Genomic DNA, 21,450 nt, shown 5'->3' with positions numbered 1-21,450 from the left:
AAAAAGTAGATAAAATGATAGATAAACAAATAATATTAAATTGGTTAAATGAAGAAGGTTTATTAAAACAAGAAATTCAAGATGAAAGTGCAAATTTTCATTTTATTATAAATTATCCACAAGATCATATGATGGATTTAATTTCACCAAAAGGAAAAGAGGATATGATTCTTATTGGATGTGCAACAGAAATAGCTGAAGAACAAAAAAATTTAATAAAAAAAGCACCTATACAAGTTAATGAAAATTTTATTTGGGCAATTAGATTTAACTTAAATCAATTTTTAGTTGATTTTGAATTAGAACATCCTAATAGTCAACTTGAGAAATTTCTTATAACTGAAGAGATATTTGAAGATGGATTAAGTAAAAATGAACTTATACATACATTTAAAAGAATATATAAAGCTAAACTTCAATGTTTATGGTTACTTGAAAAAACATTTGGACAAAAAACAATAAATGTAGATCAATTATGATATTTTTTTAAAAAATGTTAAATTTCTTTAAATTTTTAGAATATACTTTCTTAAAATTAAGTTTAAAGTTTAACTAAGTTTAAAATTTTATAAAAAATTAATTTTAATAGACTAAAAAGTATAATAATTAAAATTATTCATTGATTTATCTAATTTTTATTATATTATAATTTATTTAATAATATAATTATTTATATTATATTATAATATATTATATTACTAAAAACTAATTTTTAAGCTATTTATTTATATATTATTTTTATAAAATATTATTTATTTTTATATTTTATAGAGAGTGAGAGATATATTTCAACTGTAAGTATTTCAGATATATTTTAGAACTGAAGAGGTATATTTCAACTGTAAAAAATATATAATTTTTTTACCTCACACTTCTTTATTTTAATTTTCAAAAAAATTTTAAAATTTTTAAAAAAAGTTACACTTGAAATGTATCTCTTGAAAAAATTCATTTTTATAATATCTTTATACTTGAAATTCACCTCTCACACTCTATAAGTTTTTTCATAGAAAAGTTTATAAAAATATAATTTAATATAATAATACACTTGAACTTATACTACTATCTTATCTTATATTTTACACTTGAAATATATGTCTAATTATATGTATAATTCAAATTTTTTTAATATTATAATATTTTTTTAATTTTATAATTTCATTTTTAATTTTTAAACTAATATATATTCTATATATTAATTTAAATATTTTTTAAGGCATTTTTTAAAAAAATTATAGGTGGTTTTTATATGGGAAATATTTTTGATGATTTAAAGCCAGATGACTCTGTTTTTAAAAATAAAGAATCATTAGATCATCGTTTTTTACCTGATAATTTACCTCACAGAGATGAGCAAATTAAATTAATTGCTAAACATTGGATTGAAGCATTAGATAATGTAACTCCATCTGATTTAACAATATATGGTAAAACAGGTACAGGTAAAACAGCAGCAGCAAAATTTGCTCAAGAACAATTAATTGAAGCTGCTAATAATAAAGGTGTTTATATTCAAGTAGAATATGTTAGATGTACAGATTATACTACTGAATATCAGGTTATTGCTCATTTATGTAGATGTTTAGGTAGAGATGTTCCTTATCGTGGCTGGACTAAAGGAGAAATTATTAATACATTTCGTAATATTATAAAGCAACCAGTTGGTGGCCAACATTTAATTCTTATTATTATTTTAGATGAAATTGATATTCTTCTTGAGAAAGATGGGGATGGTTTATTATATACTTTAACAAGAACTGATAATGTAAGTATTTTATCAATTAGTAATTATCTTGACTTTAAAAAATTTATTAAACCAAGAGCAATGAGTAGTTTAAGAGATAAAGAAGTTGTATTTCCACCATATCGTGCAGATCAATTAGCTGATATTTTAAGAGAAAGGTCAAAATTATCTTTTAAAGATGATGTACTTAAAGAAGATGTAATACCTTTATGTTCTGCAATGGCTGCAAAAGAAGAAGGTGATGCAAGATACGCTCTTGATTTACTTAGAACAGCTGGTGAAATTGCAGATGAGAATGAATCTAATGAAGTTATTGGTGATTATGTAATTGCTGCTAAAAATAGAATTGAACATAATAAGGTTACTGATGTTATTTTAACATTACCTACACAACAACAAAGAGTTCTTGAAGCTATTTTAAAATTAACACAAGAAAAAGAAGAAATTTCATCTGGAAAATTATATGAAACATATAAAGAGATTTCAAAAGGAGATTCAGTAACTTATAGAAGAATATTTGATTTTATTGGTGAACTTGAAATGTTGGGTATTATTTCAACAAATACTATTTCTCGTGGTAGAGGAAAAGGTAGAACTAATATTATAACACTTCAATGTGATGCAAATTTACTTGAAAAAACATTGTATTCAATTTAAATTCTCTATAATTAAATATTTTTTATTATTTACCTGTTGAAATCTTTTTTTATAAAAATTTACTTAATTAATACTTGAAAAAGAATTTTAAGAGAAAGTTTATTTAAAAGTTTGAGGATTTCAACATTTTTTTTAAATATTTTATCATATTTAATTTATTTTTTTTAAAATTACTTATTAAATTAATAAAATTATATATTAATTAAATATTTCCTTTTAATATTCTACTGTCTTTGTTAAATACAATAGCTTTAGAAATAAGATAAATTTTTTTATTTAAAATATGTTTAACATAATTATAAAAACTTCTAGAGTTAATTGAATTTAATTCAGAATTTATTTTAATAGAATTGTCATATACTTCTCTTTTCATGTAAATACAGAAAAATTGTGCAAAATTTAATTCTAAATATTCTCCATCATAGAATAAGGGCATATTAATATTATTTTTAAAGTGATTTGATACAATTATATCACAATTTCTTCTTATATCTAAATAAGGAACATGAACTCTATATTGTTTATTTCCTTTTAATGCTATTTTTCTTGTTACTAAAATCCCAGAATCTTCAAGTTTATTTGAATATTCTTCTAATGATTCAATAACTCCCTTAGTAAGTATAGCATCATTTTTAAGAAATATAATATCTTTATTATTTTTAAATGAATCAATTACTTTATTTATTCCAGATAAATCATCATATTTTATATCTTTATTAAAAAATTTAATTAAATTTTTATTTTCTAATAAGTTTAAGTATTCTATAATTTCATCATTATTTCCACTATATAATACTGCAATATGAAGTTTTTCAAAATTATTATAATTTAATACTGGTTCAAGACAATCTTCTATATTTCTTATTTCATTACCTACAAAAATAACAATATTTACATCATCACTTATTTTACTAATATCTTCTTTAAAATTATCTGTATAATCTATTTTTAAATGTTTATTATCAGTATTTATAATATACTTTTCATGAGGTTTGTAAAGCTTATTTAAATCATATTCAATATTGTCACTTATTCTATTATGTGAATTTTTCAAGTAATAATTTGAAAGAATAACTGGAATGGAGTATATTTTAAAATTGTTATCAATTATTTTTAATATATAATCATAGTCATTTAATCTTTTTAATTCTTCTCTAAATCCACCGATTTTTTTATAGATTTCTTTTTTGTGTGTAAAGCAGTTTAAATCAATGTAATTATGATTATATAAAAGTGATTTGTTAAATGATCCATATCTTACTCTTTTAATTGGAGAAAAATAATTGTCTGCAATGTACTGTCCAGAATATAATGCTTTTGCATCTGGTAATTCAAGATATGCTCCTACCATAGTTTTTAGATATTCTTTTTTCCAAGTATTATCTGAGTCAAGGTAAAATATATAATTTCCTTTAGCTATTTTTAATCCATCATTACGTGATTTACAAACACCTTTATTTTCTTCATGTTCTATAAATTTAATCCTATTGTCCTTACTAATTATAGATTCTACTAATTCAACTGTACCATCTGTGCTTCCATCATCTATAATAATCAATTCAAAATTTTTATAGCTTTGTTTTAAAACAGAGTCAATTGCATGTTTAACAATACCAATTCTATTATATACTGGCATTATAACTGAAACTAGTGGTTCGTCAATATTATTTAAATTGGATCTTAAATGACTGGCTATAGTATCCATAAATGAAAAACAATCTTTATCAATTTTTGTAAAAGGACTTTCTATTATTGGATTATAATAAGATCTTGCTAACATTCCATCAAAATCATGATATAGAGAATTTCTATTTAATTTCCATTTTATTTCATTGTTTTTTTGTTTTAATTCTTCTGTTATTTTTTTATATTTTTCATTTTTATTATTTAATTCACTTATTAAATTTTTATATTCATTACATTCTTCGTTTTTTTGTTTTAATTCTTCTGTTATTTTTTTATATTTTTCATTTTCTTTATTTATTTTTTGTTTTAATTCTTCTGATAATTTTTTATAATAATTGAATTGATTACTTTGGGATAATATTTTATTAGTAATTTTTTCTTTCATAGAAATTCACCAAAAATTAACATCCAATTTGGTATAAGGTAAATCCATATTTACTTAATTTTTTATTATAGATATTTCTTCCATCAAATATTATTTTTTTATTTAATCTATTGTAAATTTCATTAAAATCAGGATTTCTAAATTCTTTCCATTCTGTTATTAAAATTAAAGAGTCTGAATCATTTAAAACATCATATTTATTATTAAAAAATTCTATAGAATCAAGATATTTACTACCAATTGCATTTTTAAATTCTTCTGTTGCTTTAGGATCATATACTTTAATTTTTCCACCTTTATCAATGATTTCACGTGCTACAACAATAGATGTTGCTTCTCTTACATCATCAGTTCCAGGTTTAAATGCAAGACCCCATATACTAAACTTAAGTCCAGATAAATCATTACCAAAATGTTTAGTAATTTTATTTATTAATACTCTTTTTTGAGATTTGTTAACTTCTTCAACATCAGATAAAATTCTTGGATGATAACCATTAGATTCTGCAGTATTAATTAAAGCTTGAACATCTTTTGGGAAACAACTTCCACCATATCCACAACCAGCATAAATAAAATCATAACCAATACGTTTGTCACTACCAATACCTAAACGAATGTTTTTTACATCAGCACCAACAACTTCACAAATATTAGCAATTTCATTCATAAATGAAATTTTAGTTGCAAGCATTGCATTTGCAACATATTTAGTCATTTCTGAACTTTTGATATCCATTAAAATAAAACGATCATGATTAAATACAAATGAAGAATATAATTCTTTTAATTTTTCAAATACTTCTGGTTTTTCTGCACCTAAAACTACTCTATCTGGATGTAGACAATCTTCAACTGCAGTACCTTCTTTTAGAAATTCAGGATTAGATGCAATATCAATTTTAATATCTTTTTTATTTTCTTTTAATCTATTTTCAATAAGTTCTTTAACTTTAAATCCTGTTCCTACAGGTACAGTTGATTTAATAACAACTAACGAATCATGTATAATATTATCTGCAATATTTTCTGCAGCTTGGAATATATAGTCTAAATTAGCACTACCATCTTTAGACATAGGAGTACCAACAGCAATAAATATTATATTTGTATTGTTTAATGCTTTTTTTAGGTTTGTTGTAAATATTAAATCTCCTTTTTCTTGATTATCTTTTACAATAGTACTTAAGTGAGGTTCGTAAATTGGTAATATATTATTTTTAAGTCTTTTTATTTTTTCTTTAACAACATCTACGCAGTATACTTTATTTCCCATATTAGAAAAACAAGCACCAGTAACAAGACCAACATAACCAGTACCAATTACAGTTATATTCATTTATTATTCTCCATTTTATTTATTATTCTCTATAACTTATTGTTTAATTATATATACATAATTTATTTAATATTTCCATAAAAATATTGGGAATACATTTTAATTTTAAAGTATTTATTTTATATATATATAATTAAATTGTATAAATTAATGTATTAAAAATCAATATTTAAATATTATTTGATAATAATTAAAATATATATGATAAATTTATATTAAATTTCTGCTATTTATTTAATATTTTTTTAATGTCTATAAAAAAATATTGTTTTAACACAATAAAATTGATGTAAATTTTTTTATTTTAAAAAAAATTTGAGAATTAGTTATATATAATTAAAATATAGGTTGGATATAATGGTTAAAGTTTCGGTGATAGTACCTATTTATAATACTGAAATTTACTTAAAGGAATGTTTAAATAGTGTTATTAATCAAACTTTAAAAGATATTGAAATAATTTGTATTAATGATGGATCTACAGATAATTCTCTAAAAATTTTAGAGTACTTTGCTAAGATAGATAAAAGAGTAACTATCTTTTCTCAGAAAAATAAAGGTCAAGGTTCTGCTAGAAATTTAGGTTTAAAGCATGCAAAAGGAGAATATATTTGTTTTATTGATTCTGATGATGTTTTAAAACCTAATGAATTAGAAGATACATATAATATTTCTAGTAAAAAATCATTAGATTTTTTAATTTTTAAATTATTTACATATAATGAAGAAACTGGAGAAGAATATAGTGAAAAAGGCTATGAAATGCAAGATATTAAATCTTTTAAAAATAAAGTTTTTAATTATAATGATTTGGGAAGTTTAATTTTTAGAATTCCTGTTTCTCCAGTAAACAAATTATATAATGGTGATTTCTTAAGAAATTTAGATATTAAATTTCCTGAAAATCTTATTTTTGAAGATAATGTCTTTTTTGGGGATGTAATATTTAATGCTAAACGAATATCTTTATATGATGAGTATCTTTATATAAGAAGAAGACATTCTAATTCTTCTACAGGAAATGTATCTAATAAACATTTGATTGACACTATAAAAATTAATAATTTAGTAATTCAAAAATTCATAGATTATAATCATTTTGAAGAGTATAAAAATATTTTATTTAATAGAAAAATTAATTCAATATATTTTAGATTTTCATTGATAGTAAAAAAATATAAATCTTTATTTTTTAATGAAATGAAGAAAGATTTTACTTCTATGCTTGATAATAATATATATGATAGTTTTTTAAACGATTTAAATTATAAAAATAAAAATATATTTATAAATGTTATAAAATCTTCTAATTGTGAAGAATTCATGTTAAATATGAAAATATTTGAGTTAAATCAGTTAAAAAATGAAAATAAAAAATTAATTAAAGATAAGAATAATTTAGAAAAATCATATAATGAACTTTTAAACTCTTCTAGTTGGAGGATTACTAAACCATTAAGAAGTTTTAAAAGATTTTTAAAAAATTTAATTCATAATTTGTAAATTCTTTAGAAAAATATTAAATTTTAATTTAAAGAATTGATTTAAATTTTTAAATAAAATAAGTTTTAAATATACTTTAATATATTATTAAAAAAATACTTTTTTATATTTTAAAAAATAAATATTATAATAATATTATTTTATTTATTATGGAGGTATCTTATGACTGGTACAGTTAGAGTATGGCGTCATATTCAACAAAGATATAATTTAATTGGTTCAAAATGTACTAATTGTGGTAGAGTTTTCTTCCCACCTAGAGTCATTTGTCCTGATTGCAGAAGAAAAGGTAATATAGAAGATATTAAATTCAGTGGAAAAGGAAAAATATATACTTATTCTATAGTAAGATCACCATCTTCTGATTTTAAAATAGAAGCACCTTATGCAGTAGCTATTATTGAATTAGAAGAAGGAGCAAAATTAACTGCACAAATTGTTGATACTGATATTGATAATATAAACATTGGAGATCCTGTTGAAATGGTCTTTAGGAAAATTAGTGAAGACGGTGCTGATGGGGTTATTTCCTATGGTTATAAATTTAAAGTAGTTAAATAGATATTTAGCTACTACTATTTTTTTATTTTAAAATTTTAAGAAATTATACTTATTTTAGATTATATTTTAAATTATTTTTAATATAAAAATCATAGATTTTTAAGTTTTTAACTTCATTAAATTAAATATTTTATTTTATTACTTACGATTTTTAAGAAAATATTATTTTGATATTGGAATCTAGTTTTTTAATAATTTAAAAGTATTTAATAATTGAAAATTGAATTTAAAGAAGTTTAGGCTCTGTTTAAATCAATTTTTTTATAAAAATTTAAACTTAGTTAATACTTGAAAAACAACTTTAGGAAAAGTTTATTTTAAAAGTTTTGAGGATTTCAACAAAGTGAAATTTATTATAAAAATTAGAATGATTTTAAAAAGTTTATTTTATAAAGATTTATTAAATTTAAAAACATATCTTTTTTTATGGATAAAGAAATTTCTAATTATGGTGAAAAAGCTTTAATTAAAAGAATCATTGAAAAATCTTCTGCTATCAATGAAAGTACTGATTTTATAAATAATATTGGGGATGACTGTTCAGTTAGAAAATTTAATGGAAGTTATTTAATTAGTACAAGTGATATGCTTATTCAATCTTCACATTTTCCAGATTCAATGACTTATTTTGACATGGGTTTTAAAGCTGTAACTGTAAATATTAGTGATTTAGCATCAATGGGTGCAGAACCTATTGGTTTTCTTCTTAATATAGCTATTCCAAAAGATTTAAATATTGATGATTTTGATTCTATTATTGATGGAGTACTAGCTGCATGTAAATATTATAAAGTACCTCTTATAGGTGGAGATACAAATCATTATGATGAGATTATAATGAGTGGAACTGCTTTTGGAACTAGTTTTAAAGAACCTATGGTGAAGTATGGATTTAAAACTGGGGATTTAGTTTGTTTAACTGGTAAAATTGGCCTTGCATCTCTTGGATTTGATTTATTATTAGGAAATTATAATATTAATAAAAAAATAGATAAAGTTAATTCATTAAATATTACAGAAATTGATAAAGCTATGGATATTTCTGAATTAGCTATTTTTAAAGCATTAAAACCAGAAGCAAGAATAAATGAAGGTAAAATACTTCTTAATAATGGTATAAAAGTTGCAACAGATATTACTGATGGCCTTGCAAGTGAATTTGAGTCTATTTTAAGTTCTGATAAAATTTATTCTAAATACTTAGATATTAATAATTATAATAAAGGAATTAAAATATATGAAAATATGCTTCCAGTAAATAAGGATTATATTGATTGTATAAATAACTTAGGTCTAAATTTATATGACTTACTATTTCATGTAGGTGAGGATTTTGAGATTTTATTTACAGTTGATAAATCACAAGTATCTAATTTGAAAGATAAATTAAACTTTTATATTATAGGTGAAATAACAGATAATAATACAGTTGAAATGGTCCTCAAAAATGGGGATGTTAAAACTATTTCAAGTAAAGGTTATGATCATTTTAGTAGTAATTAATCGTGATTTTAAATAATTATGTATTTTTAGAACTTATTATCTTAATAAGATATAAATTTTATTTATTAGGTGTTTTTATGAGGGTAGAATCAATATTATATAATAAATTAGATAATAATAATAATGTTCAATGTAATATATGTAATCATAGATGTATTATACCTAAAAATCATAAAGGATTATGTAATTTACGTGAAAATATTAATAGTGTATTATATTTTAATAATTATGGAATTTTATCATCATTAAATATTGATCCTATTGAGAAAAAGCCTCTTTATCATTTTTTACCATCAAGTTTAGCATACTCTATTGGTGGCTTTTCATGTAATATGTCTTGTTTAGCATGTCAAAACTATATGATTTCACAAGAATCATATAATAAAAGTATAGCTATTGAAATATCACCAGAAGACATTGTTAAAAATGCAATTAATCATAATTGTAAGTCAATTGCTTATACTTATAATGAACCTACTGTGAGTTTAGAGTATGTTCATGATATTGCTTCTATTGCTCATGAAAATAATATTAAAAATGTTTTTATAAGTAATGGTTATATGAGTCCTGAGGCACTTGATTATATACTACCTTATATAGATGCTTTTAATATTGATTTAAAATTCATTGAAAACACATTATATAAAAAGATATGTAATGCTAATATTGATGGAGTTCTTGAAAATCTTAAAACTATTAATAAAAGTAATTCACATCTTGAAATAACAAACTTACTTATAGATAATTTAAATGATTCTAAAGAGGATATAGAAAAATTAGTTAATTTCATTGTTAATCAATTATCAACTGATATTCCACTACATTTTTCAAGATCTTTTCCATACTTTAAAATGATGGATATAAATCCTACAAAAGAATTTAGAATGATGAGAGGATATGATATTGCTAAAAATATGGGATTAAAATATGTTTATCTTGGAAATATTTCATCAAATCAAAATACTTATTGTCCAGAATGTGGTGAAATTTTAATAAAGAGAAATGGATATTTTACTTCAGATTTAGGTAAAATTATTAATGGAAAATGTTCTAATTGTAATTGTAGTCTTAATTTTATACTAGAATAAGTATCATTTAATTTAATTTTTCGAAATATGATTATTTAAGCTTAATTTTTAATATAAATTTCAAAATTAGTTTAAATTTTATTTTAATTGGTTTTGTTTAATTCCTCAAAATTTTTAAAAATAAACTTTCTTATATTGATTTTCAAGTATTAACTAAGTTTAAATTTTTATAAATAATAGTTTTCAACAGATACTTTAATTTTTTAATTCTTTAAATTCTTTAAAACCGGTTAAGTTTGCTATTTTTTTAAAAAACTTTTTAAATTTAAACTATTTATATTATTTAAAAAATAGATTTTAAATAGAGTCCTTTTTTTAAATAAAATCTTTAATAGATTCAATTTTTAATATATTGGTTTATTATAAGTTGATATTATAATTTAAATTATTTTTAATATTTTTATTATTCTATATAATTTTTATATCTTTTTTAAGTATTTTGTATATATTTAATAGAAAGTTATTTAAATAATGTAGTTTATATAAGGAATTGCTATATCTTAAAAACTATAGGAGAAGATTAATGATGTATAAAAAAATTATTGTACCAACTGATGGTTCTAAAAATTCAGAAAGAGAAATTGAAAAAGCAATTAATTTATTAGAACCAAATGGTGAATTAGTAATTGTGAGTGTTGCAGTAAAAGTAAAAGCTCATAGTTTACAAAGACAAGTCGATTTAAATGGTATCAATAAATCATTAAAAGAAGAAGCTACTGAAAAAGCAAATGCTTTTGCTAGTAAAATTGATTCATCAGTTAATGTTTCAGTTAAAGTTTCTAGTGGAAATCCTGCTGATGAAATAGTTAAAATTGCAGATAAAGTTGATGCAGATTTAATTGTTATTGCAAGTGCAGGTGAAACAGGAATACAAAAATTCTTAATTGGTAGTGTTGCTACTAAAGTATTAAAAACTTCTAATGTTGATGTTTTATTAGTAGAAAATTAAATTTAGTGTAGTAATTTTACTACACTATTTATAAAATTAGCTTTTTAAATATTGATTTTATTATTTTATAAAAACTTTTTAGATTGTATTATAGAATTAGAACTCTTTTTTTTAGAATTATATACTGAATATTTATAATAATTTTTAGTAAAAAAGACTTTTTTTATAAAAAAAGTAGTTTTACTTATTAGTAAAACTTACTCTTTCAAATTTTTCAAGATGATTAATATCTTTAGTTGCATCTACTCCTATTTTTGTAGTAGTACCATCAGGTAATGCTTTAGGATCAAGTGAAGAACCTCTTGCATTTGTAACAATCATTAAATCTTCATCTCCTTTAACACGTGTAGCTATTGCATATTCAACATCTTCAGGATTAAATAAATCAATATCTTCATCTACAACTACACAATGTTTTAATGATGGATGAGCAGATAAAGCTGCCATTAATACATTTTTACCATCACCTTGTGTTTGTTTTTTAATTTGTACTACTGCATGTAACCAACAACAACCACCTTCAGTTAATACAACATTTTTCACTGTAGGAACTGTGTTCTTAACATGTCTATATATTCTTTGTTCTTGTGGAAGACCTTGTAAGAGTTTATGTTCAAATCCAGCAGGGATAATTCCATGATAATATGCTTTTTTCTTAAGATGCATTTTACTTAATTTGATAATTGGTTCTTCTCTAATAACATCATAAGTATCAGTTAAATCAACAAATGGTCCTTCTTTAGAACGTTTGCCATGTAATATTTTTCCTTCTAATATAATATCTGCTTCAGGAACTTTTAAATCAGATTCTTCACAATTTAATAATTTTAACTCACCGTCTTTAAAAGCATTAGCAACTTCCATTTCATCAGCATCAATAGGAATTGAACAAGTACTAGCAAGTAATATTGCAGGATCCATTCCAATACATATAGTAATATCTAAATCTCTTCCTAATTCTTCAGCTTTTTGGAAGTATGTATAGAGATTTCTTGGTACTAATCTTACACCTAAAGTATCACTATTCTTTACAAGCATTCTATGAATTGATGCATTTTGAACTCCTGTTTCTGGGTCTCTTGCAAAAATAACACCTGCTGTAATATATTTACCACCATCTTTTTTATAGTGTTTTAAAATAGGAATTTTATTTAAATTAGCTTTGTAAGTTATATAATTATCTAAATTTCCATAATTTTCAACTTTTATAGGGTTACTAGTTGCTTCTATGATTTTATATAATATTTCATCTTTTTTACAGTTTATTGAACGAGCAATCTTTTCTCTTGTATTACATAATCCAGAAATAACTGGTATATGGGAACCTTTAACATTTGTAAATAAAACAGTATCTTTTGGATATTTTTGTAGTATATTACAAATTTCATACTCAGTACTTACTTCATCATCAATCTCTATTAATTCTCTATAACTATTTAATTTCATATAAATCACTTTTAGTGGTTTTTTTATAGATATGAATTTAAGTTAAATTATAAATTCTTTTATGATTATAATTTAAGTTTTTTAATCTTTTATTCTGATGTTAAAATTTATTTATTAAAATTTAAAGTCTTTTAAACTTGGAAATTAAATTTAAGAAAGTTTTTAAAAATTAAAGGTTTTCATTAAATTTTTTTATAAATTAAATTATCCTATAATTTAGTATATTTTTAATTTATAAAATGATTTATTAATTATAAATTTGCAGTTTTATATTTAATTCTTTTTAAACTTTCTTCAATATCTTTATTACTAATTGCTAATATTTCACCGGCTAATATTGCACAATTACGGCCATTATTAATACCAACACTTCCTACAGGTACTCCCGGTGGCATACTAACCATTGAAAGAAGTGAATCTTTTCCACTTAATTCTTTATCACATGGAACACCAATAACTGGTTTTTCACTTAATCCAACAATTGAACCACTTATTTGTGAAGATAATCCATTAATTGCAATAAATAATTTTACATTCTGCATTTTATAGATATATTCTTGAAATCTTTTTGGATGTCTAATTGGACTTACAACTTTTAAATCATAACTTATTTTCATTCTATCAAGTAATGTGGATAGTTTTTTAGCTATTGTAATATCAGAATGACTTCCTGGAATCACTGCAATATCTGGACATTCTTCTTCTGATAGGACTTCTACATCAGGAGTTCTATGATGGTATTCAATTTCTTCTAAATCATCTGGAATGAAATCTTTTACAAGATATTCATGATCTAAATCTTTTATAGTATCTTCTTGACTAGTATATACTTTATTTTTATAGGATAATCTAACATAGTGTACATTTTCTCTTACTTTTTCATCATATGTTCCTATAATTTGTGCTGCAAGTATTGCAGCATTATCTCCTCTATCTATTCCTACAGTTGCAACAGGTGCTGGAAATGGCATTTGTATTGTAGAGTATAATGCATCTAATCCATCTAATTTTGCCTCAACAGGTACTCCAATAACTGGTCTATATGTAAATGCTGCAATTACTCCTGGAAGATGTGCAGACATTCCAGCAATTCCTATAAATACTTCAATCCCATTTTTAGTACCTTCTAAGACATCATGTTTTACTTTATCATAAGTTCTGTGGGCAGAGGATATTTTTAAACTGTATGAAATTTTCAATTCATCTAATTTATTCATACATTTTTCAGCTATTTTAATATCAGATCCACTACCTAATATTATCATTACTTTTGGACTGTTCATTTTTTCACCTTAAAATTAATAATGATTAAATAATTATTATTATTATATTATAAACATTTATTTTTAAGACTTTTAACTATTTTCTTTTATTAATAAAAATTATTTTAAAAAAAAGCTTTGAAATCATTAAACTAGAATAAATTAATTTTAGAAAATTAGATTTTTATAAAAAATAGACTTATTGAAATTTTTATAATTTTTAGACTTTGTTGAAATCCTCGTGATTTTTAGAATAAACTTTCTTAAATTGATTTTCAAGTATTAACTAAGTTTAAATTCTTATAAAAAATTGATTTTAATAGACCCAATTTTTTTTAAAAAAAATTTTTTAAATCTAAATTTCAACTTAAATATTATTTATTAATTTTATTGAATTCTTTCTATTTTTTAGAATAAACTTTCTTAAATTTAATTTTTAAGTATTAAACTAAGATTTTAAGAGATTCATTATTATAAAAAATACTAGTTTAATAAAATTTAAAAAAATTTAGATTTAGATATAAATTTTTTTATTTTAATAAAATACTCCTACTGTTAAAATTTCTAAAAATCCAAGTAGGATTATAGCTACGAGTACAGTCAAATCTTTAAGTTTATCTTTATTTATTAATGGTTTAAGTCTGGTTTTAGTAGTTTTATTATTTATATTAAGTATAAATGGTATTAGAGTAAGAAGGGGTATAAAGTATCTTCCTTGAACACCAGTAACCTTTAATTGACCTACTCTTGACCAAGTTAAATATTGTACTATAAAGAATGCAAAGTATATTATAAGAAATATTATTATTCCACTAATTCTTCTTTTATTACTTAATTTATAATCTTCTGGTGATATTAAAGAGATTATTAAGTAATATACACTAAATATCATAGCCATTAATGTTGATGAATACAATTGTGTTCCTTGCCAATCAGCAAATCTAAAAATATCTCTTATCACATACCATGTTTGACTTAAAATATTTTTAAATATAATAAGAATATGGTTTATGTTTCCAAGTAAAAATTTTAATTGTAATTTAGCATCTACTGGGAGTGATTTTGCTCTTGGTCCTCTAAATGAATGCATGGATTGAGGCATAGCATAAAATATATTCCATAATCCCCCTATTATAAATACTACTAGTATAAGTATTAATCCAAGATTATATGTATTTTTATTTTTGAAATTATCTTTTGGAACAAGTAATATTAGGAATATGAGTAATAATAATGGTGGTTTTAAAAATCCTACACTTATACATAACACCATAAATATTAAAGAGTTTTTAATACTTAATGAGTTTTCATCTGCTTTATACATAAAGAAGAAATAGGCCATTAATAGTAGTGAAAAACAATTAACAAATGAATCTGAACTTACAGTGGTTCCTTGATAAACAGCAAAAGGTAAACATGCAATCAGTAACATTGGAGTTTTTAGTATCGGTGTTTTTTTAATTGCATATGATGATACTGTAGCATACATTAATAGGTTGAATATTCCTCCTAACCATAATATCCAAATAGAGTTAAGATTTAATTCTTTTGCAAGCCATATTCCAAATCCTTGAGCTAGGTATGCATAGAATGGATTATGGGCAAATGCAGATTTTTGTAGTATAATGGATTTATCTATTTTTTCATCATCCCAGTTAGTTGAAAACACTGTATTAAATCTACTTGTTCCTGTAAGATGACTACAAAAATGTTCAACCTTATATCCTGTATGATTATTTATACTGGTATACTGTGGATTGATGACTCCAAGTGAAGTTAATTCTGCTCTATTTAAATGTTCACTTTCATCACAACCAATAAGAAGTGGTGATAGTAATAAAGTAATTATACCAAATAATATTATTATTACAAATGCCACTTTGTAGATTTTATTTTTATTTAAGCTATTGTAGGTTAAACAAAACACACCTACAATTGTAAGTATAATAAATATTCCAATTTCTCTATTAACCGTTCCAAAGTTTCCATAGAAATAGCATTGATAAAATGTAAAAAAGATTAAGCATATTATATAGATTAGAATGTAATTTCTATTTTTATTAAAAATATTTCTAGGCTTATTCATATTAATCCATATTTTTACTTAATTTTAAAAATTAGATTAAATTAAGATTTAACTTAATTTAATTTGTGGTATACTAATTTTTGAATTTAATTATTAATAATATAGCACTACTGTTAATATTTGTAAACAAGATAGTAAACCAATTATTATAACATAAGATAATAAATTAATCTTATTTAATCTTGTAAGAGTAAGTTTTTTCCTTATTCTTTCTCCATATTTTGTGTTTTCACTATTGATATTTAATATAAATGGCAATAATATTAATAATGGTATAAAATACCTTCCTTGAACTCCCTGTATTCTAAGGGATCCAACTGGAGTCCATATTAAGTATTGTACTAAGAACAATGCAATATAAGGAACTAAAAAGATTATAGCGGCTATTGTTCTTTGTTTTTTACTTATCTTATATTTTATTGGATATAAGAAACTAGTAAGTCCATAGTATATTGCAAACACTACCGCCATTATTGTTGATGAATATGCAGCATATTTTCCTTGCCAATCTGCAAACCTAAACATATCTGCTATTACAAACCATGTTTTAGATATTATATCCCACATTATAAGTGTAAAGCTTTCAATACTTGAAAACATAAATTTTAATTGATATCCGGTATTAATATCCATACTTATTGCTCTTGGTCCTCTATGTGAGTTTTTCATACCTGGCGTAGAGTAGCTTACATTCCATATTGCACCAATTGCAAATACTAGTAATACTCCAATCAAACCTATTTTATAATCACTCAATGAATTAAAGTTCTTTTTAGGTATTATAGCAACAAGGCTTGCTAAGAATAATAACGGTGGTTTAATTAAACCTACAGATAAACATAATATGAAAAATATTAATAAATTAGTTTTATTCACGCTTCTTTCTTCGGCCTTATACATTGTGAAGAAATAGGCCATTAATAGTAGCGAAAAACACAATACGAAGGAATCGGAACTTACTGTTGTTGCTTCATAAACTGCAAATGGTAAGCAAGCAACTGCAAGCATTGGCATCTTAAGTATCGGTGTTTTTTTAATTGCATATGATGATACTGTAGCATACATTAATAGGTTAAATAGTCCTCCTAACCATAGTACCCAAATCGAATTAAGGTTTAATTCTTTTGCAAGCCATATTCCTAATCCTTGAGGTAAGTAGGCATAAAACGGATTTTGGGCAAAGGCAGCTTCTACTAAAACATGTTTTTCATTGATTTTTTGATCATCAATTGCAGTTGAATATATAGTTTTAAACCTGTTTTTTCCATCAAGATCTACACAAACCTGTTCTACATAATACCCTTTGTGTTTTCCTATATGCTGATAATGAGGAACAAGAATACCTTCTGAAGTTAAATCTGATCTTGCAAGGTGTTCATCTTCATCACAACCAATGAGGATAGGTGATAAAAGAAGAGTTATAATTCCAAATATTATAATAGTTATAAAAGCTATTCTATGTATTTTTTTCTTATTTCCATTATGATATAGGATACATAGAATTCCTACAATGGTTAAAATTATTAAACTAATGGTTTCACGTGGAATTGAAGCATGGTTTTTGTAAATAAACAATTGAAAAATAGAGAATGATAGAATCATTACAATGTAAAGAAGAAAATACCATTTACATTCTACTAAAATATACTTCAGTGTCTCTGGGTTTAACCAGTTTGGCTTGTTTATTTCCATTTAATTCACATCATCAATTTATAGTCTATAATTTAAAATTATATTTAGGAACACCTAAAAATCATATAATATCTTCTTATATAATATATTAAAAGTTTATATGTTCTTATTATTATTTATAATTTATTTTAATCAAGGATTTTAAAATTTTTTTATTATCTTGAAATTATATTTTATTTAAAAATTTAATTTTTGGATTTATTGTATTTTTCAAAATTTTTAGAATAAATTTTCTTCAAATTGATTTTCAAGTATTAATTAAGTTTAAATTTTTATAAAAAATAATATTTTTACAGACTTTAATTTTTTAAATCTATTTACTTTTAAATTAAAATTTCAAAGAACATTTATTTTAATATTTTTTAGAATTTAAATTAATTAATTTTTAACTATTATATCCAATTTTTATACTAATATAAAACTTTTTATTAAATAAAGAATAAAAATTAGTATAATATAAAAAAAGGTGTTAGTGATTTTATATGAGGACAGTTATTTTAATTCCTTGTTATAATGAGGCATTAACAATTAAAAAAGTTATCAATGACTTTCAAAGAGTAATGCCACATGCAGATATATATGTTTATGATAACAATTCTAGTGATAATACTGATGAAATCGCTATGAAAGAAGGGGCTATTGTAAGATATGAATATAGACAAGGTAAAGGTAATGTTGTAAGGTCTATGTTTAGAGATATAGATGCAGATTGTTATATTATGGTTGATGGTGATGATACATATCCTGCTGAAGCAGCAATTGAACTTGAAAAAGCTATTTTAGAACGTAAGGCAGATATGGCTGTTGGTGACAGGTTATCTTCTACCTATTTTACAGAAAATAAACGTCCTTTCCATAATAGTGGAAATGTATTTGTACGTAAATCTATTAATAAATTTTTTGATAGTGATTTACATGATATTATGACGGGTATGAGAGCGTTTGATTATGATTTTGTTAAATCTTATCCTGTTTCTTCAAAAGAATTTGAAATAGAGACAGAAATGACAATTTTTGCATTAAACCATAATTTTAAGATTTATGAAGTTCCTATTGAATATAGGGATAGGGTGGAAGGTAGTGTATCTAAACTTAATACTTTTACTGATGGATTTAAGGTTATTCGTGTAATTTGTTCATTGTTTAGGGATACAAAACCATTATCATTTTTCTCAATAGTAACTTTAATATTGCTTATTATATCATTCGTATATTTCATGCCAGTATTCTTAAATTTCTTAAGTACTGGTACAGTAGCAAAAGTACCAACTTTAATTTCAGTTGGTGTAGTATTTTTAATAGCTGTAATGATATTTTTAGCAGGTGTTATTTTACATGTTCTTAAAAAACAACATGATCAAAACTTTGAACAACATTTAACTTTAATTCGTTTAGCTAAAGATAGTAAAAAAGATTAAAGTTTTATAAGATTTAATAAGTAATTATTATAATTAATTTATATATTTTAATTATTCTTATAAATTTAATATTAATTTAGGTTTTAATTAATTTTAAACTAATTTATTATTTTTATAAAGTAATATTAAATTCAGGTTTTAATTAAATTTAGTATTATAAAGTTAATATTAAATTTAAGGTTTAGTTAATTTTAAACTAAATTAATCTAATTATTTTATTTATTAATTGAAATTTTCAATTAAATTATGTGAGGTAAAAAATTGTTTAATAAATCAAATTCATCTAATTCTTCAAAATATCAGAAAGTTGATATTGTAATTCCTGCATTTAATGAAGAAGAATCAGTTGCTAGTGTAGTTAATGTTATTAAACAATTAGATTATATTAATAATATTATTGTTGTTAATGATGGATCTACTGATAACACCCATAATGAAGCTAAAAATGCAGGTGCAATAGTTATAGATCACATAAACAATAAAGGAAAAGGAGCTGCAATTCAAACAGGTGTAAATGCTAGTACTGCAGATATTATAGCATTTATTGATGCAGATATTAAAAATTTAACTCCTAAAAAAGTTGATATAATCATTAAACCTATTTTAGAAGGAAAAGCAGATATCACTAAGACTAAATTTGCAAGAGAAAGTGGCCGTGTAACTGAACTTACGGCAAAACCTCTTCTTAAATTCTTTTTTCCAGAAGTTAATTATGAACAACCATTAAGTGGCCAATTCGCAGGTAAACGCTCAATTCTAAAGAAACTTAAATTTGAAAGTGATTATGGTGTAGATGTTGGTATTGTTTTAGATGCTGATGTTCGTGGAATTAAAATTCTTGAAGTAGATATTGGGGATATTCAACATGATATGTCACCTCTTAGTGACCTTCATCAAATGGCTAATGAGGTTGTAAGAACAATCATATCAAGGGCAGTTAACTATGGACGTCTTACAATGATTGACTCCTTAGGTAACTATATTCGAATGAGTATACTTGGTTTATCTCTTATTATTTTAGGTCTTTTTTTAGTATTCTTTGTACAACCAGTACCTTTTCAACTAGGTATATTAATTGGTATTATTGGAATAGTTATAGCAGTATTTTACTTAATAAAGTTAGTTGTTAAATCGGTTGTGATGTTTAGAAAATCTCCAGCAAATAAAAATGTTCTGAAATCATTTATTAAGATGCATTTTCCAATTATCATTGTATTTTTCCTTTTAATATTAATGATTTCAACATTTATGTCAGCTACTACAATTGGGGATAATGGTCAAATATCTATTGAAGCAACTTCTAGAAATCTAGTTATATTTGGACAAGGATCTAGTGACCATATTGCAGTAAGAGGACCTTATACTGTAGATAGTGCAATAGAAAATGAATCTAATATAATAAGAATGCCTTTCTCAGCAATGCAAACACTGCAAATGATTTATGGTGATACGATTACATTTGGTGATACATCTTATACTATTAACCAAACAAGACCTGGTGAAGATAATATTTTAAGATTACCATCTTCTGCTCGCGGATACCTTGGTGTTAGATCTGGTAATGTTATATCTAATAGCCGCATATCTAATGTTTTCTATAAATCTTATGTAAAACATACAGTCCGTGCTTCAAATATATCTAATCTAAATTATAATATTACTGAAAATTATAATATTGCATATAGTTCTGGAAATGCAACAGAATTTGATATTTATATAGATAATCAATATATTACCTCTTCATCAGCAATACTTTATGAAAATAGAACATATTATGTTGATGTAAATGGGGAATATCTTGGTAGTTTCTTAAAGAATAATTTATCAGATAATAAATCAATTGAATGGAATTATAGTAATCATAATATAAAATTAGTAAATAAAGGATATACATCTTCAATAAGAGAAGCCTATGATTCAGAAAAAGGTGTATTTTTAAATTTTGATTTATCTAATTTAAATGATTCAAGTAATGATGTAAATGAAACATACTCTGATGATGCTCAACAATAATTTATTTTAAATTATTATTTTTAAAATCAGTAATTTTATTAATTATTTAAAAAATAGTTGTTTAAAACTATTTTTTATAATAAAATAAAATTTTTATTAAGTTTAAATTTAAGAAAGT

15 protein-coding genes are annotated in these 21,450 nt (G+C 23.0%); 9 read left to right on the top strand and 6 right to left on the bottom strand.

Translation table 11 applies throughout. The features are described from left to right. Positions 1 to 14: 14 nt before the first annotated feature. Together T523_RS02490 and T523_RS02485 are read left to right on the top strand one after the other, a co-directional pair. Positions 15 to 479 (top strand): DUF2299 domain-containing protein, encoded by a 465-nt coding sequence (locus T523_RS02490; protein ID WP_042707340.1) that lies wholly within the window; start codon positions 15 to 17, stop codon positions 477 to 479. A 770-nt stretch (positions 480 to 1,249) separates the two neighbouring features. Beyond that, complete coding sequence (locus T523_RS02485; protein ID WP_042707339.1) at positions 1,250 to 2,401, top strand: Cdc6/Cdc18 family protein; 1,152 nt, start codon at positions 1,250 to 1,252, stop codon at positions 2,399 to 2,401. Positions 2,402 to 2,603: 202 nt separating this feature from the next. Here the strand turns inward: T523_RS02485 and T523_RS02480 are convergent, their stop codons facing one another. Together T523_RS02480 and T523_RS02475 are read right to left on the bottom strand one after the other, a co-directional pair. Continuing rightward, positions 2,604 to 4,472 carry a glycosyltransferase gene (locus T523_RS02480; RefSeq protein WP_052334609.1) on the bottom strand — a complete coding sequence of 623 codons (1,869 nt, stop codon included), beginning with the start codon at positions 4,470 to 4,472 and terminating at the stop codon, positions 2,604 to 2,606. A gap of 16 nt (positions 4,473 to 4,488) precedes the next feature. Next, on the bottom strand, positions 4,489 to 5,811 hold the full coding sequence (locus T523_RS02475) for a UDP-glucose dehydrogenase family protein (RefSeq protein ID WP_042707338.1): 1,323 nt from the start codon (positions 5,809 to 5,811) through the stop codon (positions 4,489 to 4,491). A gap of 357 nt (positions 5,812 to 6,168) precedes the next feature. On the opposite strand from T523_RS02475, the gene T523_RS02470 reads away from it, so the two are divergent. The 5 genes from T523_RS02470 (at position 6,169) to T523_RS02450 (ending at position 11,415) form a co-directional block, all read left to right on the top strand. Beyond that, positions 6,169 to 7,314 (top strand): glycosyltransferase family 2 protein, encoded by a 1,146-nt coding sequence (locus T523_RS02470; RefSeq protein ID WP_042707337.1) that lies wholly within the window; start codon positions 6,169 to 6,171, stop codon positions 7,312 to 7,314. 162 nt (positions 7,315 to 7,476) lie between these two features. Further along, on the top strand, positions 7,477 to 7,875 hold the full coding sequence (locus T523_RS02465; protein ID WP_042707336.1) for a Zn-ribbon domain-containing OB-fold protein: 399 nt from the start codon (positions 7,477 to 7,479) through the stop codon (positions 7,873 to 7,875). 426 nt (positions 7,876 to 8,301) lie between these two features. After that, positions 8,302 to 9,378 carry a thiamine-phosphate kinase gene (gene thiL / locus T523_RS02460; protein ID WP_042707335.1) on the top strand — a complete coding sequence of 359 codons (1,077 nt, stop codon included), beginning with the start codon at positions 8,302 to 8,304 and terminating at the stop codon, positions 9,376 to 9,378. Between the two features lie 77 nt (positions 9,379 to 9,455). Continuing rightward, positions 9,456 to 10,466: an AmmeMemoRadiSam system radical SAM enzyme gene (gene amrS / locus T523_RS02455; RefSeq protein ID WP_042707360.1), complete on the top strand. Its 1,011-nt coding sequence runs from the start codon at positions 9,456 to 9,458 to the stop codon at positions 10,464 to 10,466. Between the two features lie 523 nt (positions 10,467 to 10,989). After that, positions 10,990 to 11,415 (top strand): universal stress protein, encoded by a 426-nt coding sequence (locus T523_RS02450; protein WP_232229020.1) that lies wholly within the window; start codon positions 10,990 to 10,992, stop codon positions 11,413 to 11,415. 180 nt (positions 11,416 to 11,595) lie between these two features. Here T523_RS02450 and T523_RS02445 read toward each other — a convergent pair whose 3' ends face one another. The 4 genes from T523_RS02445 to T523_RS02430 all read right to left on the bottom strand — a co-directional run bounded on the left by T523_RS02445 (position 11,596) and on the right by T523_RS02430 (position 17,811). Beyond that, positions 11,596 to 12,861: a UbiD family decarboxylase gene (locus tag T523_RS02445; protein WP_042707334.1), complete on the bottom strand. Its 1,266-nt coding sequence runs from the start codon at positions 12,859 to 12,861 to the stop codon at positions 11,596 to 11,598. Between the two features lie 251 nt (positions 12,862 to 13,112). After that, entirely contained in the window at positions 13,113 to 14,144 is a 1,032-nt protein-coding gene (purE, locus tag T523_RS02440) for a 5-(carboxyamino)imidazole ribonucleotide mutase (protein WP_042707333.1), read from the bottom strand. A gap of 514 nt (positions 14,145 to 14,658) precedes the next feature. Further along, entirely contained in the window at positions 14,659 to 16,209 is a 1,551-nt protein-coding gene (locus tag T523_RS02435) for a DUF2142 domain-containing protein (RefSeq protein ID WP_042707332.1), read from the bottom strand. Positions 16,210 to 16,302: 93 nt separating this feature from the next. Then, positions 16,303 to 17,811 carry a DUF2142 domain-containing protein gene (locus tag T523_RS02430; RefSeq protein ID WP_232229023.1) on the bottom strand — a complete coding sequence of 503 codons (1,509 nt, stop codon included), beginning with the start codon at positions 17,809 to 17,811 and terminating at the stop codon, positions 16,303 to 16,305. A 572-nt stretch (positions 17,812 to 18,383) separates the two neighbouring features. On the opposite strand from T523_RS02430, the gene T523_RS02425 reads away from it, so the two are divergent. Both T523_RS02425 and T523_RS02420 read left to right on the top strand, forming a co-directional pair. Continuing rightward, the gene (locus T523_RS02425) at positions 18,384 to 19,319 is read left to right on the top strand and encodes a glycosyltransferase family 2 protein (protein ID WP_042707330.1); all 936 of its coding nucleotides are present in this window, start codon (positions 18,384 to 18,386) and stop codon (positions 19,317 to 19,319) included. 261 nt (positions 19,320 to 19,580) lie between these two features. Next, positions 19,581 to 21,332 carry a glycosyltransferase gene (locus T523_RS02420; protein WP_042707329.1) on the top strand — a complete coding sequence of 584 codons (1,752 nt, stop codon included), beginning with the start codon at positions 19,581 to 19,583 and terminating at the stop codon, positions 21,330 to 21,332. The last annotated feature ends 118 nt before the right edge of the window (positions 21,333 to 21,450 follow it).

The sequence above is a fragment of the Methanobrevibacter wolinii SH genome (genome assembly GCF_000621965.1).
GTDB lineage: Archaea > Methanobacteriota > Methanobacteria > Methanobacteriales > Methanobacteriaceae > Methanarmilla > Methanarmilla wolinii.
The sequence above is the reverse complement of the archived record's forward strand: the minus strand, read 5'-3'. Positions and strand labels throughout refer to the sequence as shown.